Below are 16,946 nucleotides of genomic sequence, written 5' to 3' on the forward strand. Positions count from 1 at the left end.
TGGCGGCGGGCAGCGCCGCGCCAGAGCAGCGGCGGCAGGCGAAGCGCCGCCTGCATCGCCTTCCAGCGGATGCTGACAGTTCCGCTGGCATCCCCGCCTCTGCCGCTCGCGCTTTCATAACCAACAGCGGCTTCCAGCTGAATCCGCCCCTGCAGATGGGCAAGCTGGGCAGCAGCTTGCCAGAGCCGTTCAGCTCCATCAGCCTGCTCTACCAGCAGGGCCTCCACTTCCGGCTGCAAAAGTGAGCGGCCGGACAGCAGTGTCACAAGACAGTCTGCAGAATGACTCAATTCCCGCATGCAGCCAGGAGCTTCAAACCACAAATCCTCTTCACTTCTCTGCCCGCCTGCATCACCCACACTCCGTCCGGCCCGGCCATCTAGCATATCCCGCACATCGAATAGCTCCCAAGCCCACTCCTCCTTCCGCTGCCCCCGGGCTGTTTCCTCTTCCCGGATCTCCCTTTTAAGAGTATCTACCATACAGGCCCGCCATTCTGCTGCTGTCCATTTCTGCATAGCATAGCTGTATTCTATCTTCTCCCTGAGCTTCACACCCCACCCGAGAGGAATTGCGGATGACAGCATCACAAGTCCATCCGCCTTATTGTTATTCCAGCCGCGCCCTCCCCTCCCGCTCCACCATAACCAGTCAACCGCCGGAAAAACCGAGATCCATAGCTTCCAGCGCCCTTCTGTTGCCGCTGCATAGACACTAACTCTCATAACATGCCGCCCCCTGCTTATAAGATAATCACCCTGTCAGCGTAAACGCTGATCCTGATAAAGACCCTGAATTACAGATCCCCATGTACTTCCTTTTCTTTTCTCGCCGCTATAGCTTGGGCAATCAGGAAAACACAAAAAAGCACACTCCCCCGAAATGGAGAGTGTGCTTCACCCGTTTCTTGCATATTGAATTAATATTCGCCGCGTGTCGATTGCGATCCCCCGCTTCCCGGCATCCGCAGATCTATTACGGTCTGCCGTTCCTGCATACCCTGAAGCTGCATCAGCGGTACGAATTCAATTGCGGAGCCGCTCCGGGCCAGTCTGACTGCTACGGCTACCGTGCTGTCCTTGGATTCGTCATCCATCAGAGTTACCTGGTAGGCTTTGCCCGCCCGGAACGCCCGCCAGGCAAGCATCCGGATATACCCTTCAATTACCGCCTCATGATTGCGGGTAATCAGAATATAATGAATCCGCTTGCTGAACCGTCCGGCATGCGACGTTCCCGGTGTTTCAGGATATGAACGAGAGCTACTGCCAATCCATAAACAGCCGCAATCCATATTAACTGGGCTACCATGGAGATGCACCTCCTCTTATACCGACACTATATGCCGGTGTTCCGAGGTCGGTGACTGCCCATGGTTCCCTGCGCCTGGGAAACCTGTCTGCTCTAAAGGCTATCTTAAAGCGGACAGGGTCAGATCGCCTATTTCCGGGTATTTACTTAAATCAGCATTTTGCAAAATTCGAATATAACTGCGACTGAACAATACGCTGGCAGATGACAAAATACTCCCTGCCGTTATGTAATGTTGTTCCGGATCATTTGGATTCTCCAAAACGCTCAGTTAACGTTATGCCGGTTATAGGGTAACCCAGCCGTATTTAATCGAGTTGATTACGGCTTGTGTACGGTCGTCAACTTCCATTTTCTGCAAGATGCTGCTGACATGGTTCTTGACGGTCTTTTCACTGATAAAGAGGTATTCTCCGATATTCTTGTTGCTCTTGCCTTCAGCCATCAGACGCAGCACCTCTGCCTCACGGCGGGTCAGCGGATTATTGTCGCCGGCAACGAACTTCACGCCTGCTTCCTTGACCGGAGTCTCAGCCATAGCACCTGTTTCGTTAAGGTAAGTCATACGGCGCAGCTGGTTGATCAATTTACCGGTAACTTTGGGATGAATGAACGCATGCCCTTCACACACCGAACGGATGGCATTGATCAGCGACTCCGCCTCCATATCCTTCAGCAGATAGCCGTTGGCACCCTTGCGCAGTGTCTCGAATACATAACTCTCATCATCATGAATCGACAGAATGATAACCTTTACATCCGGGAACATTTCCCGTAGCTTCTGTGTAGCTTCAACACCATTTTCAACAGGCATATTGATGTCCATCAGCACAATATCCGGTTTGTTAACGTTGCAGAACTCCAGTACCTGAATACCGTCACCGCATTCACCGATAACCTCGATGTCGTCCTCCATATTTAAAATCCGTTTAAGCCCTTCGCGAAACAACTGATGATCATCGGCCAAAAGTACTTTTATCGGCAATTTGCCAGAGCTTTGGTTCTCCATCACATTACTCCTTCCCCTTTTCCACATTTGTCGGAATGTGAATTACGATTGTTGTTCCCTGATTCTCCGCTGACTCGATTTCCATCCTGCCTTCAAGCAGCTCTACACGCTCCCGCATGCCGACCAACCCGAAGCTTTCCCGGCTGCCCTGCTCGCTCACCTTTTTTACATTGAAGCCGAGCCCGTTATCCTTTACGACAATCTTGATCAGCTGCGCCTGATAAGTGATTTCTACCAGAACGTAACTCGGATAGGCGTGCTTCGCAGCATTGGTTAGACCTTCCTGCACAAGCCGGTAAACTGCAGCTTCCATAGCGGAGGAAAGCCGGTGCTCCTTGCCCCTTGTTTCGAAGGTGGTACGGATTTTTGTTTTTTCCTCAAAGTCATGCACATACTTGCGGAGGGTTGGGATCAACCCAAGGTCATCCAGCGCCATTGGACGCAAATTAAAAATAACCTTTCGCATTTCTTCCAGACTGTAGCGGACCTGTCCCTTTAAATCTATTATTTCGTCCTGCACCAGGCCAAATTCCTGCTTTACCAGCATTCTTTCTACAATTTCCGTCCTTAGGACTAGATTTGCCAGCATTTGAGCAGGACCGTCATGAATTTCCCGGGCAATTCTTTTGCGTTCCTCTTCCTGAGCCAAAATAATTTTAAGCCCGATCAGCTGCCTGTTTTTTGCCGTTTCGACAATCCGCGTGACTTGTCCCATTTCCCCGGCCAGGTAATCGATAACAACGCTCATTTGCGAACCGATGGATTCTGCGCGCTCAACAGAATTTTCGACACTGCGGACCCGCAGCTGCAGCTCATCCCGCCTGCTCCGCAGATAAATCTCCCGCTCCCTTGTCATCATAAGCTCAAGCTGCAGCTCGGTCGCTTTTTCATAAGCAATCCGTATATCCTTCTCCGAATAACGGACAAAATCACGGCTGACCTCGGTCAGCCGGATCCGTGACCGGTGATACTGCAGCTCCAGCTTATCGACTTTTTGCAATGTTTCATCCGTTTCTTCCATAACCCTCTGCAGTTCTTTTGTGAGTGCAACAAGCTCGTCCCGGGCAACATGCATTATTTCAAAAATCTGATACTTGCTGCTCTCCATCACGTCGATGGTATTCTTAATGACGCGATCTATCGCATCGGCCTGAAATTCCACGGATGCTTGCCCCATTTCTATCGGATCGTATTAAAGGCTTTCCTTTATATTAACATATCACGATTCGATAGTTACGGTCTTCGTTTTCTGTTCCCATTTTACGGTCAGTCCGAGCTGTTCCGAGACGAGTCTAAGCGGTACTAAAGTCCTGCCGTCTAGGATTAAAGGAGCTACTTCAGCACTTTGACGCTTCCCGTTCAGTACATATTCTTTTTTGCCGACAGTCAGGTCGAGTGCCTTCGCCCCACGCAAAACCATGATTTTCTTGGTATTCTGATCCCAGGCTGCGCTGCCGCCGAAGACATCCACTACATATTTAATTGGAATATAAGTGGTGTTATCCTTAACGATCGGAGCGACATCAATCGCTTTCTTAGTGCCGTTAACCGTCAGGGACTTTGAACCGATGACCATGGAGGCCGCTGCCTTCGGAAGTCCTGCTTCACTGGACAGGGACGGCATAACAAAAGAAATATTATCAAAGCCTACCGTACCGGTCTTGGCCCGCTCGTCCTGCCCTTCCTCTACATTGACTACATATACTCTTTTTAGCGTTGCCGGGAACTTGATGCCCGAGCCCGACAGGTCGATGTTCAGGCTCTTCCAGCCATTCCAGTCAATCACTTTAGCCAGATCAATGTATGCCGTTGTCCCCGCATTGTCAACGACCTCAGCCCGCAGCCAGTTAAGGCTCATATCGCCCATAACATCCAGTGACATCGAGGTTGCCGCAGCCGGGATGCTCTTGCCGGTGGTTCCATTGAACTGTGCATAGGCATACATTTTTCCGCTGCCTGCCGTCATGTCATAGCTGAGTGACAGCACTTTGGAGCCCGCGCGTTCGGCCGATCCAGCCACAACCGCCGCAGTTCCGGTGACGCCTGCTGCATTTGTAGTGAAGGCAATCGGATAGTTCACATTTTCAAAATCTTCCCAGGCTGTGGCTGCCGCTGTAGACAATACAACCGCGGTACTGAAGCCGTCATACCGGGCAATTGCGTAGCCTGTAGTCACGCCTGCATTGACCGAATTAACCGTAAGCTTGCCGTTCTGGACACTCCCGTTAAAACCGACCATTTCCCATTTCAGCGCCGAAGCCGGCACATTCAGAGCCGCTCCGCTTTTAGAGACTGCTGTAACAGGGACTGATACGGTCGTACCCGCTGTCAAGGGAGCTGTAGCTGTGCCCACAGACAGGCTCGCCAGATCCTCTCCTCCCAGAACGGTTACCTTTGTTGAGGCACTGGCTGCTCCGCTGGTAGCGGTCAGTGTGGCCGTTCCGGCTTTGACTGCTGTTACTTCACCTGCGCTGACAGTCGCGCTGCCGTTGCTGGAGGTCCATGCAGGGTTACCCGAGGCCACATCTATCGGATTATAGTAGGTATCATACCCTTTTAACGTATAGCTGGCTTTTTGTCCAATCAGAAGCACCGGACTGCCGCTGATCTTGATTCCTTTTACCTCTCCCTGCGGAGCGGAAGTATATACTCCCAGGCCGTTGACAATGCTGCGCTGCTCTGTACCGTATTCTGTGTTGAAGGTAAGTGTAGTCGACGTTTCGGCCAGCGGGCGGTCTACCATGGTTGTAGAGCCCCCTCCGTCGAGGTTCAATCCCTTCCAGACTCCGATATTGGTCATAAAGGATTGCAGCTCTGTCAGTGACATCCCGGCGCTGTTAGCATTATCCTCTACCGCAATCAGATAGACGTAACGGCCGTCCTGGGAATATCCCAGCGCTGTCCTTGCCCGGTAGCCGCCGATGCTGGAAGTCGAACGCGAGAAGGCCGCCGCCTTGCCGCCATTGACCAGAATGGTATGTCCGCCAATCATCATTTGCAGACTGGCCGGATCTACGGACTGCTGGGTCGTTTTGGATTTCAGCGAGTATACACTGCTAAGCTTCTGGCCTACCGCCAGATGGGCCTTGACGAATTGTGCAGCCAGCCCGTGAGTCCGCAGGATATATGCACCATCCGGAACGGCCATAGGCAGTGCCGCATCCAGAGAAATTTGCGTGATAACATCATTCTGAACCAGCACCTCTGTCGGTGTTGTTGAGCTGTTCTTTGGCCGGTCCAAAGCGGTCCAGGCATCAGTATAGATATAGGCAGCATTAGCATGGCTGTACGTGGAACTGCCGCCTTCCGGGCTATAAGCCCCCTTGTTAATACCGGATAACGGGAACTGGGACCCGTCCTCTGCCGTAACAAGACCCTCAAACATATATTCATCAATGACCGGCTTGCGGTCCTTGGTTACTGCGAAGGCATACATTCCATCCAGCTGCGAAGGTGTCGATACCAGGACTCCGCCGGATACCTGCCCTCCAATCGGGGCCCCTTCACCGCCGGTATTGAAGTAATCCCCGTTAATAGCCGCTACTGCTCCCGTTTCTGCAGCCATACCGCCCGTACTTTGCCGGGTAGTCAGATTACCGCCCTTGCCGGTCATTACATCCAGAGAAACATAAGGATTGTTCAAATCCACACGGATGACATCCGCCAGTCCGGTTGCGCTTTTGCCTGAACGCAGTGTGGTGTATTTATATTTCATCATCATCGCTCCGGAGGTAATGACCTCTTCACCCAGCTTCGTAACTGTAAAAGAACTGGCTGCCGCCTGGGCTACAGGTGCTGTACCTGTTCCCAATCCCGGCAGTCCCTCACTTCCAATCACCGGCATAATCCAGAGCACTCCGGCCAATGATGCTGCAATCCAACGTTTTGCCGCCGGCTTTCCTGTTCCCCGTCCCGGCTTCTTGTCACTGTTCCCCATGAAAACTTCGCTCATTTCAGTGTAACTCTCCCATCTCTTTTTATAATCGCACTCTTTCAGTGTCCAGCGTCTATTATGAAGTCAAAAAACAGGCATCTACTTCCCCTTTACTATTAAATAGACTGAATTTTTAACGAAAAGTTGCGAATATTGCTAGATTCCTCCCTTTTCATTGCTGCTACAGAAAATGCAGACAACATAAAAAAGCCCCGCTTACACGGGGCTTACTTCTTATAAGCAAACTTATTTTAAAGATAACCGGCCATACCCAGCATCCGCTGCAGCATAACTGCAGCCTGTGCCCGGGTGGCATTGCCCTGAGGCTGGAATTCCGTTGGGGTCATCCCCAGGATAATGCCTTCCTGTACCGCTTTTGCCACAAATTCGGCAGCCGCGTTCTGTATTTTGTTTTTGTCCTTAAATGCGCTTAGTGCAGAGGCAGCCGTACCGCTCAGGGTAATCGGATGCTCTGTGTACTCCATTGCACGGATGATCATGATGGCCAGCTGTTCACGGGTAATATTGTCATTCGGCCGGAAGCTGCCGTCTGTATTCCCGGTAATGATTCCTGCTTTGGCTGCTGCACCAATGTAATCACCGGTTTGGGTTGAAGACTGTATATCACTGAAGCGCTGTGCCGTTTCCCGGTCGCCCAGGAGCCCAAGCCCCCGGCTAAGCATAACAGCGAATTCAGCCCGTGTAACTTTTTGCTCGGGCTTGAACGTAGTACCGTAACTGCTGTCAATAATATTTTTGGCGGCAAGCAATGCTACAGTCGACTTGGCCCAGTGCTTACTCATATCTGTAAAGCTGCGGGTTGACAGGAATGTTCCCACTACCTGATTTCCTGTTGTATTCGCCCGGATAACGGTATAGCTGCCTGCTGAACTGATCTTCGTCGGCAGATACGTGGCATCATAATAGACAAGATCGAGTCTGGCTGCCGAGGTCTGGTCACTATTTAGTGTAGCGGTCGTCCGTACCGTATATTCCCCTGGGGAACTTAGGACCGTACCGTTAGAATAATTGCCGCTTACTACAGCGCTCATCCGGATATCTGTCAGACTGGTGACGGTTTGCAGCCCCTGGCTTCTAAGCTTTTGTTCAAACGGTGTATATGTGCCGGAAGGTACCTTTTCCAGTCTGATGACAAGCGATATTGTGCTGCTGTCTGCAATCAGACCTGCAGCCAGACCGTTCATGTTCACATCATCCAGCGCCAGATTGTACAGGGTATCCCCGTACCGGATGCCGAAAGCTGATTTGCTGTTGCGGTTAACCGCATCCAGCAGCGGCTTTAGCGGCACTGACACGTAAGCGGCAAGTTCCGTCTGGGGCACTTCGAATACCAGGGAGGGTGTACCTAGCTTTTGGAGATAATCATAGCTTGCGCTCAGGCGGTCGGCTGCAAGCACATACCGTTTGACTATTTGGTTATACACGGAGCGGTCGTCTGCTGTAGTCGCGGAATCGCTTTTGAGCAGCGGATATTCCTTGCCGAATTCACTGGCAGCCAGAATGCCCAGATAGGACGGGCGGCTGGATGTGGACGCTGCCGTACCGGTCAGATTCTGTACAGCGAGAGCTGTAAACGACGCAAGCGCAGTTCCGCTGAGATCAAGAATACTGCCTGCCCCGGTCATGTAAGACAGATCAACAGTCTGGCCTGCTTTGACTACAGTAGATAGAACCAGCTTCATCGTCGATCCCGATACATTAAAGGTTTGTACACCTACCGTGCTGCCGTCGACTCTGACAGCGAACTGGCCGCTATACAGCGTTGAACTGGCCTGCATGCTTTTACTGAAATTAACGGTCAGTTCATCCCCTGTTATTGTTGCTGAGCTAATATTCGGCACGGTGGTTACACTGCTACCGGAGACCGATACCGGCTGAAGATTAATGTAAGAGGCCCGGTTACCGTTCAGATCACTGATTCCTGCTGTTCCCGGAACATATGAAACGGTGGTATAGCTTCCAGTTGACAGGGCACTTGCTAAAGTAAGTATTACCTGATTGCCGCTCACGGTTACGTTAGTCACATAGTTAGGGGTGCTGCCGACCAGTACCGAGTACTGGCTGACCAGCGGCAGACTGTTCGGAGAGAGACCCTCATTATAAGTCAGGACAATTTGCTTATCTGACCCCGAAGCACTCTGGTAGACAGGCGCCACCGTATCACTGGTATTCCGGACATAGAAATCACTGAAGCTGGCTATATTTTGCCCGTATTGATCCTGCAGCGGATTAGAGCCGGCATAGTACGTTACTCGGACGTTCTGCCCGCTCGCTGCAACATTGTTTAAGCCCAGTGTAATGGATGAACCGCTGGAGCTCATTGAATTAACGCCCAGTGAAGTGCCATCAGCATACACATAGAACTGGATGTAGCCTGCAGCAGAGGCTGTTCTAAGCTGATCATTAAAGTTCAGCACCAGTGTTTTGCCGGTGAGGGTTCCATCCTTTGGTGTCGGAAGCACGGACTGGATGTTATTGGTCACCACACGCGCTGTAAAGGAGCCTGCAGCGTTTCCGCTTAAATCCTCTATCATTCTTATTCCCTGGATGTAAGATATTCTAATGACTTGACCTACGGCTACACCGGTACTGAGTGTAACGTAGACACTGTCCCCCTGAATATAAACACTATCAATGTTACGCTTCTCTTCATTAACAGTAACGGTAAAGCTGCCAAGCATCAAAGAGACACCTGAGTTGAGCGCTTCATCATACTTCAGGCGGATGGTACGGTTGTTCTCAAGTGATGCAGAAGATAGTAGCGGAGCTGTTTTATCCAGAGCTACTGTTTTAAAGCTCCAGGCATTTCGCCCATTAAAACCTTCGAACGGATTGTTGTTGCTATCAACAAATGCTCCATGGGCAATATCGACATAATAAACAGTATCATTATCCAGTCCTGCTGAAGGAACGATAGTAAATTCCTTTGAATCTGCACTTGGATTTACAGTCGTTGAAAGCTTAGTTCCGTTACTCTTATATAAGGCTACCCCATTCGGCGAAGTTAAGGTGGTTGCCTGATTGAAGGTAATTTTGATCGGCTGGTTGATCTGCACTGCTTCACTGCGATCAGCCGGACTTAGCGAAGTTATTCCGAAACCTGTAAGCGAAGTAGTGGTAAATGTCCATGTGTAAGGCCCGGAAGCCGGGAACACATTGCCATCCTGATCATAGAATGCCCCCTGCGGAATAGTCACCGTATACTGGGTGTTGCTTAACAGCGGATTAGACGCAGAGGCTGAAGCAACCTTAATAAACCGGGTTCCCCCTCCCGTTACCGAAGCAGAATTCACGTTAAAATATCTGGCATTCGCCGTATTACTTGGCGACACAGATATAACCCCCGTAGCCGGCATCATTGGCTGGTCAAACGTAAGCTGAATACCCGTTGATACCGCTACAGCACCTGCCCCGTTTGATGGAGATACCGTTATCCCCGGCACAGCAGAGCCTTTTACCGAAAAGCTCCAGACATTCCCCGTAGTGATGCCTGCGTAGGATTTATTATCATCATCCTTCAGTGCATACGGATCAATCAGCACATAGTAGCTGCTGCCGGCTGTTAGTCCATTTGCTAAGGTCAGCGTTACTGTTGTAGTTGAGGTTGCACTATCATTATACAGATAGACATAAGGCTCACCCTCTTTGATTTTAAACTCCTGAACCACAGAATTGTCCGCCGAAGCAATCAGTTTGATCGATCCGCCGCCCTTCTGCAGCTTCTTGTTTAATTTCAGGCTCAGCTGGGTGAGACTGCTGTCAACCCGTGAATAATTAGCCGGCGTGTATTCTGTTGCAGTAATAGCTGAATTAATAGATGGAGCAGTAGTAAATATTGAAGAGGCCGCTAACGATTCAAGGCCCAGGCTATCTTTGAACATACCTTTTGGCACATTAACCGTATAGGTCTTGTTATATTCAAGTTCCTTGCCTAATTTGACCTGATATTCCGTAGAACTGCTGATCAGTCCCGAGCTCCCTACCGGGATCGTAACATACGGCTCGCTCGCCCCTTGTGCCGTAACTGTGATGTTTCCGCTTTGCGGACTTACCAGCCTATCGAAGCTAAGCTTGATATTTGAGCTAACATTTACATTCATCTCTCCCTGAGCCGGGGAGATTCCGACGTTAAATTCATTTGCGGCATGTGCCGTCTGGCTGCCAATCCCAATAGACGGATAACCGGTACTGAGCAGCAGGTTTCCAGCCAGAATGAGTGCTGTCCAGATTGAAATTTTCCTTTTCATGCGCTAAAGACTCCTCTCAAGCCATACTTTCTCGTCTGTATACATATCCTTATATTTCGGCTTCCAGGCTTCCAAAGTTTAGAAGACTCACGCTTTTCCGGACGCTGCATCTCCGATCTGTTCTTCAATAACACAAAAAAGCCCGCAGCCAGTGATCTTCTGCAATAGAAGTACTGTTGCGGGCTTGTCTATTTTGAGTAAAACATTACTTTCTTATCTTATGAAAAGTCTAGACTCCGGCTTTAGCCTTCAGCATCTCTGCTTTATCTACACGTTCCCATGGAAGATCCACATCAGTACGTCCGAAATGTCCGTAAGCTGCGGTCTGTCTGTAGATCGGCTTGCGCAGATCGAGCATGGAGATAATGCCGGCAGGACGAAGATCGAAGCTGCTGCTGATCAGCTCAGCCAGCTTCTCTTCACTGGTTTTGCCTGTTCCGTATGTATCCACATTGATCGAGACAGGATTAGCTACACCGATTGCATAGGCCAGTTGAATTTCACACTTGTCCGCAAGTCCGGCAGCCACCAGGTTCTTGGCAACATAACGGGCAGCGTAAGCGGCTGAACGGTCAACTTTGGTCGGATCCTTACCGGAGAAAGCGCCTCCGCCATGACGGGCATAACCGCCATAAGTATCTACAATGATCTTGCGTCCGGTTAGACCGGCATCCCCTTGAGGTCCGCCAATGACGAAACGTCCTGTAGGGTTGATGAAATATTTTGTGTTATCATCCAGCAGTTCAGCAGGAACTACCGGCAGAATGACATGCTCTTTAATATCTGCCTGAATCTGCTCAAGTGTAATTTCCTCAGCATGCTGAGTCGACACTACAATGGTATCAACACGTACAGGCTTTTCATCCTGGTACTCGATGGTAACCTGTGTTTTGCCGTCCGGACGCAAATACTCCAAAGTACCGTCTTTGCGGACTTCGGATAACCGGCGGGCAATCCGGTGTGACAATGCAATCGGCAGCGGCATAAGTTCAGGTGTTTCATTTGTTGCAAAACCAAACATCAGACCCTGGTCTCCGGCACCGATATTTGCAGTTTCCTCAGCAACCTGTGCTGGATCGCGATTCTCAAGTGCAGCATTAACACCTTGTGCAATATCGGCAGACTGCTCATTCAGTGAGCTCAGTACCGCGCAGGTATTATAGTCAAAACCGAATTTTGCCCGGGTATAGCCGATCTCTTTAATGGTATTACGGACGATGGACGGAATATCGACATATTCCGATTTGGTGCTGATCTCGCCGATGACCAATACAAGACCAGTGGCGACAGCCACTTCGCAGGCTACGCGTGCATTCGGATCATTAGCCAAAAAAGCATCCAGAACCGCGTCAGAGATCTGATCACAGATTTTATCCGGATGCCCCTCCGTAACAGACTCGGAAGTAAACAAATGACGCCCTTTAATAGACATGTACATCAACCTCCCATATTGTTAGTCTGACACTGTATAAGGGGGCTCCTTAACACATAACAGGTCAAATAAATGGTAATAATATATAATGAATTTCTGCCCGTCCAAAAAATGAACCTTTTCCACATGGAAAAGGTTTAAGGCTTTCCTCAAAAGTCATATTATCTTATTTGCCGGAAGGTGTCAATTAAAGGCAAGTTTCGCTATGATCAGAAAAGAGACTGCTCCGCCTGCTTCACAAGCCTCTTTGTAATTTCTCCGCCTACAGATCCGTTATCTCTGGAAGTCAGATGACCCAGATATGGAGTCCGCCCAACCCCGCCCGATCCTCCAAGCGCTCCCAGCTCAGAAGCAAATTCCGTATCGGCTCCTCCGCCATAGGAATGACCATATAACCCGAATTCTGCTGCAATTTCATATTGCATTTGTTTCAGCATCGCCCGGCTTTCGGGTACTACTGTGCGATTAGTACGTGCCATGGTACAGCACCTCCTGAATGATTGTTTAGAATTACAGGAAGTATTGTGTACCTGAACCATAGCTTTAAGTCGGGTTAATGTTTGTCAGGTGTGGGAAAGAGTTCCGGGGTATAAAATTCATCCTGCCGGGCATTCTTATTATATAAGTATGCACAAAAAAATTATTTCAGAGTGTACGGTCCGCGTACCATAACGACCAATCCCAGAGTCTGTCCTTCTTTAACAGTTATCCCCCGGCCATCACGCGGGAAAGATAATAAATGATTGGATGGTGCGGCAGTTCCGTTAAGAAGATCTGTACCATCTGTCAGATCAGCAACACCATTGCTATCCTGTGAATAGATAACGGCTTTGCCGGCCCGTACAATAAATTCAGCACCAGCTCCGGCAATTAAAGTTTGGCCCGGTTTAACATCAACAATTTCTACAGCCTCTCCACTCTGAACTGGTGCGGTTGTTGCAACCGGCGCTGTCGTAGCTGCAGGTGTCGCAGTAGCCACGGGTGCTTGAGTTGCTGCTGTACCACCGCCTTGAAGTGCTTTTTGAATTTGTTGGTCAACATAGCTTTTGGTGACTACAGGATCATCAGCCGTACCTGGCTGGGAACCAACGCTTGCACCGTCAGCAGTAACATTGAGCAGAGAACCAGCCCAGAGGCTGCCTGCCAATACACCGGTTGCCAAGGATATTTTCCATACCGTTTTCATTAGTGCCCTCCTTTTGTATATAAAAAAAGAATAGCCTCCGAAGAGGCTATTCTGTGCTTCGGTATAACCGAGAAGCTAATTATTTACCGTTAACTGTAGTGTCTTTAACGATTTGGTTACCAGCAGCATCAACGATAGTTGCGTTGCCGTTAACAGATACAACAATTGTGTAAACGTAGCTTGCAGACAGGTTCAGGTTAGCAGCAGTATCGCCAGTGTAAGCGATAATTTCGTCAGCCTGGATTCCTGCTTCTTTGCCGTTTTCTACGTACACTACATCATTGTTATTGTAAGATCCGTGCGATACTGGCAGAGTCAGGCTCCACTTAGTGCTTGGAGCTGTTCCAGTCAGCGGTTGTACGGAAGCTGCAGTTACAGTTACACCGTTAACTACTACCTTCAGATCACCAGCGTCTACTCCGTTAACTGGCTCGGAGAAGGTCAGGATCAGTCTGGAAGAAACATCAGCGGATACAGCAGCAGATGCAAGTGTAGGAGCCACTTTATCTACGAAGCCGATAACCGAGATAGGGTAAGGAACTACTGTATTTCCGGAAGTATCTTTGATTCCGCTAATTACGAGCTGTTGAGCATCGGAAGAAGAGATCGAAGAAGACGGAATGTACAGGGATGCTACCAGGCTAGTTGGGTTACCAGTTCCGGAGTAGTTAGTAGTGATGTAAGAACCGGCAGCCAGTGCTTTACCACCCAGTGTGTAGTTGTTTACATCGCGAACAGTCGCTACGTTAAGGCCAGTTGCATCGTAAACGTTGAACGTTACAACTTGGTCAGAACCGTTAGGTGCTGTAGTAGCTCCTACAGTTACGCCGTTACCAGCGGATACAGTAGGTCTGTCAGTGTCAGTAGTTGTGGAAGCAGATACAGTTACAGTTGTAACAACTGCTGCGCTGCTGTTTGGAGCAGAAGCAGTATCCTTAACCAAACCAGCTGGCAGACGCAGTGTGTAAGTTCCAGCAGCAAGGCCAGTTACGTTCTTGAACGTTACAGATGCACCGCTCACAGAGTAAGTAGCTGCAGTTACAGGAACATTAGTAGCGAAGCCGTTAGCATCGTTGATCAGAGTGATCTGGGATCCGGCTACAGTTACATCTTCAGAGAATTTCACAACAAGACCTGTGCTAGTGTAAGTTGCACTTACAACTGTTGGAGCAACAGCATCCTTAGTGAATGTTACAGCTTGGGAAACACTGCTTGCCAGTGTGTTACCCAGAGCGTCGCGAACACTTGTTCCGAATACAATTGTACCGTTGAAAGTGTTGCTGCTTGGGAATGTGAACGCTGGAGCTGTCAGTGTGTAAGTTTTGGAATCAGTTTTGGAAACTACGAATGCACCTTTGCTTTCGCCGTTAGCATCCAACAGACGGATGGAACCGTTCAGAGACAGCTGATCCATATCTTTGCTGAATACAACTTTAACTTTGTTCTCGCCGGTAACTGTCGCACTTGTAATAGTAGGAGCAGCAGTATCAGCCACTACAGTTACAGTAGTCTTAGTTGGGTTCGGGGAGATGTAGTTTCCAGCGAAATCAGCTACGTTCAGCAGGGATACATCGTAAGTTTTGCCAGTTTCCAGAGTTCCGGTAGTCAATACCAGAGTATCCAGAGTATCACCAGCTGCTGCAGTTACAGCAGCACCATTAACATAAGCAATTGTTCCAAGCGCCTTAACTGGCTCGCTCAGTTTAACAGTTACTTTGTTAGTAGTTGCTTTAGCAATAGCACTTACGGAAACGATGGAAGGAGCAGTAGTATCACTAACTGTTACCAGTTGTGTGAATGCTGTTACCTTTTCACCGGCAGTAGTCTTGATTGCGTCAGTTGTAGTAACACCGTACTGACCTTTCAGGTACTGGTCTCCAGCAAATGTGATAGTTGCTTCTGTACCGTCAGCGCCCAGCACTACATTAGCAGTGTTAGGAGTTACGACAAGAGCATCACTCAGGTTAGTTACAGTGATAACACCGTCAACCAGAGTAGTCACGTTGTCTTTAGTTTCAGCGATTGTTGCGGAATCAATCGAACGATTGAATTTTACAACCAGCTGTTTGCTGTTTGGAGTAGTTACGGAAACAACCTTAGGAGCTGCCAGAGTTACTTTAGCAGTGTAGTCGTGACCGTTGTTCTTGAAGTTAATTGTAGTTTCAACGCCTGCTACAAGAGCAGTTGTCAAAGTTACAGTTGTAGTAGTTTTGTCAGAGAAAGTAACGAATACGCTAGTTGGGCTCAGCGCTTCAGCGGATGCTACAGTTGGAACTTTAGTCAGGTTGTCAACTGCATAAGCTGCTTCTACTACCAAAGAACGAGTAGCGTTAGCTTTGAAGTTGGTGCCTTGAGCAACCAGGCCAGCGTTGATAACTGCTTGAGCATAGCCTTTAGCCCATGCGGATGCGGAGTTATCAGTTGTAGCTGGAGTTTCCAGTTTCAGAGCGCGGAACAATACAGCCGCAACTTCTTCTACTGTTACTTTACCGTTGTAGTCGAAGATACCTTTAACAGTATCTTTACCTTGCATCAGGTTAGCTGCAGTAACAGCTTCGATGTAAGGAACTGCCCAGTTAGTAGCTGTGTAGCCTTTGTCTTTGTAAGACAGCTTACCAGTTACTTCAGTAAGACCGAACAGTTTAGTAACGATCTTAGCGAACTCAGCGCGAGTCAGATCTTTTTCAAGATGAGCTTGACCGTCTGGGTAACCGTTCAGGATACCTTTAGCAGCCAAAGCGTCGAATTTAGCTTGTGGAGTTGTTGCAGTTTCACCAAATGCTACAGAGGCAAACATCGAGAATGCCATTGCTGTAGATAATGCTACGGATAAAATTTTCTTCATAACCTTTTTTTCTCCTCCTTGGACATTCATGAACTGAGAATTTTCTTTAGTTGGGTAGCTCATGTCACTCATTAGCCGATGCACCCCCTTTCCCGAGTTGAGCATGTTAAGTATAAATAATGTCTGTGACGGGTATCACAGAAACTTGTAAACAGGTTTAAGGCAGACTAATACTAGATTCCTAATTCTACCTAAGTATTATACAATGTGCCTCAAGTCACGTAAAGTTAATTTTTCCATACGGCATCACCTTAACCCTTCAAGGTACTGGGCGTATGCCTGGTGTAATTGACTCTACATCTTAAACGCAGAAGTTTTTAAAAAGTTGCGCTTGGTTCAAAAGTTTTTTCAAAAAATTATGTGAGGTGCTTCCCGACCCGTTAGAAGATACTTTTGTATCTTCTACTAACTATTGTTAATCTTGGGCAGCTACGGGAATTAGTATAGCATAGCGCCTTTCACAACGTCATTAAGCAATATTTGTTAAGTAAATAAACATAATTCCCCTTTTTTGAACCCAAATACTGGCGACTGCCAATAAAAAAAGCGCCGCTTGCGGCGCTTTCCTTCTATAAACATATCCTAACGGATTTTCATGGATAGCTGAATCAATTCCTGGCGCTTCTCCGGGCTGGAATTTACATTCTCATACATCGCATCGATGGCTGAGCGGTTCTCGCGGTAGGCCTTCTCATGTTTAATTGTTGTATGGGACCATTCAATCAAAGCATTCTCCGCGATAACAAGATCATTGTATGCATCATGGAATCCGGTAGCCTGCACAAGCTCTTCCATTACTTCCTGTGTAATCTCCTGCAGTGCGCGCTTTGCGGCAATTTCCTTTTCCAAAACTTTAGCTCTATTCTCAAACAGGTTCTTTGCTTTCGTGTAATCCAGTTGCGCTTTAGATAAAATCGGTTTCATCGATGGCTTTCACCTTTCAGAAAAAAATTATTTTCTA

10 protein-coding genes and 1 pseudogene are annotated in these 16,946 nt (G+C 48.7%); all 11 read right to left on the bottom strand.

The window, feature by feature from the left end; all coding sequences use genetic code 11:
- A pseudogene (locus tag AWJ19_RS25190) lies at positions 1–725 on the bottom strand (hypothetical protein); the annotation flags it as partial.
- Between the two features lie 194 nt (positions 726–919).
- Positions 920–1,294, bottom strand: coding sequence for a hypothetical protein (locus tag AWJ19_RS25195; protein ID WP_068728001.1), 375 nt, complete (start codon positions 1,292–1,294; stop codon positions 920–922).
- A 303-nt stretch (positions 1,295–1,597) separates the two neighbouring features.
- Positions 1,598–2,320 carry a response regulator transcription factor gene (locus AWJ19_RS25200; RefSeq protein ID WP_068728002.1) on the bottom strand — a complete coding sequence of 241 codons (723 nt, stop codon included), beginning with the start codon at positions 2,318–2,320 and terminating at the stop codon, positions 1,598–1,600.
- Positions 2,321–2,324: 4 nt separating this feature from the next.
- On the bottom strand, positions 2,325–3,482 hold the full coding sequence (locus AWJ19_RS25205; RefSeq protein ID WP_068728003.1) for a sensor histidine kinase: 1,158 nt from the start codon (positions 3,480–3,482) through the stop codon (positions 2,325–2,327).
- 57 nt (positions 3,483–3,539) lie between these two features.
- Positions 3,540–6,272, bottom strand: a complete 2,733-nt coding sequence (locus AWJ19_RS25210; protein ID WP_082708107.1) for a stalk domain-containing protein — start codon at positions 6,270–6,272, stop codon at positions 3,540–3,542.
- A gap of 233 nt (positions 6,273–6,505) precedes the next feature.
- Positions 6,506–10,522, bottom strand: coding sequence for an Ig-like domain-containing protein (locus AWJ19_RS25215; RefSeq protein WP_068728004.1), 4,017 nt, complete (start codon positions 10,520–10,522; stop codon positions 6,506–6,508).
- 229 nt (positions 10,523–10,751) lie between these two features.
- Positions 10,752–11,954: a methionine adenosyltransferase gene (metK, locus tag AWJ19_RS25220; protein ID WP_068728005.1), complete on the bottom strand. Its 1,203-nt coding sequence runs from the start codon at positions 11,952–11,954 to the stop codon at positions 10,752–10,754.
- A 209-nt stretch (positions 11,955–12,163) separates the two neighbouring features.
- Entirely contained in the window at positions 12,164–12,433 is a 270-nt protein-coding gene (locus tag AWJ19_RS25225; RefSeq protein WP_068728006.1) for an alpha/beta-type small acid-soluble spore protein, read from the bottom strand.
- A 161-nt stretch (positions 12,434–12,594) separates the two neighbouring features.
- Positions 12,595–13,140, bottom strand: a complete 546-nt coding sequence (locus tag AWJ19_RS25230) for a hypothetical protein (protein ID WP_068728007.1) — start codon at positions 13,138–13,140, stop codon at positions 12,595–12,597.
- Positions 13,141–13,219: 79 nt separating this feature from the next.
- Positions 13,220–16,057: an Ig-like domain-containing protein gene (locus AWJ19_RS25235; RefSeq protein ID WP_157890089.1), complete on the bottom strand. Its 2,838-nt coding sequence runs from the start codon at positions 16,055–16,057 to the stop codon at positions 13,220–13,222.
- A 510-nt stretch (positions 16,058–16,567) separates the two neighbouring features.
- Entirely contained in the window at positions 16,568–16,909 is a 342-nt protein-coding gene (locus tag AWJ19_RS25240) for a hypothetical protein (RefSeq protein WP_068728009.1), read from the bottom strand.
- Positions 16,910–16,946 lie beyond the last annotated feature (37 nt).

The sequence above is a fragment of the Paenibacillus sp. DMB5 genome (genome assembly GCF_001517085.1).
Classification (GTDB): domain Bacteria; phylum Bacillota; class Bacilli; order Paenibacillales; family Paenibacillaceae; genus Paenibacillus_AQ.

What these genes read in the sequence shown, in the direction of transcription:
- AWJ19_RS25200 (WP_068728002.1), bottom strand. Translation starts at nt 2,320, where the DNA reads ATGGAGAACCAAAGCTCTGGCAAATTGCCGATAAAAGTACTTTTGGCC.
- AWJ19_RS25230 (WP_068728007.1), bottom strand. Translation starts at nt 13,140, where the DNA reads ATGAAAACGGTATGGAAAATATCCTTGGCAACCGGTGTATTGGCAGGC.
- AWJ19_RS25195 (WP_068728001.1), bottom strand. Translation starts at nt 1,294, where the DNA reads ATGGATTGCGGCTGTTTATGGATTGGCAGTAGCTCTCGTTCATATCCT.
- AWJ19_RS25235 (WP_157890089.1), bottom strand. Translation starts at nt 16,057, where the DNA reads ATGAGTGACATGAGCTACCCAACTAAAGAAAATTCTCAGTTCATGAAT.
- metK (WP_068728005.1), bottom strand. Translation starts at nt 11,954, where the DNA reads ATGTCTATTAAAGGGCGTCATTTGTTTACTTCCGAGTCTGTTACGGAG.
- AWJ19_RS25215 (WP_068728004.1), bottom strand. Translation starts at nt 10,522, where the DNA reads ATGAAAAGGAAAATTTCAATCTGGACAGCACTCATTCTGGCTGGAAAC.
- AWJ19_RS25240 (WP_068728009.1), bottom strand. Translation starts at nt 16,909, where the DNA reads ATGAAACCGATTTTATCTAAAGCGCAACTGGATTACACGAAAGCAAAG.
- AWJ19_RS25210 (WP_082708107.1), bottom strand. Translation starts at nt 6,272, where the DNA reads ATGAGCGAAGTTTTCATGGGGAACAGTGACAAGAAGCCGGGACGGGGA.
- AWJ19_RS25225 (WP_068728006.1), bottom strand. Translation starts at nt 12,433, where the DNA reads ATGGCACGTACTAATCGCACAGTAGTACCCGAAAGCCGGGCGATGCTG.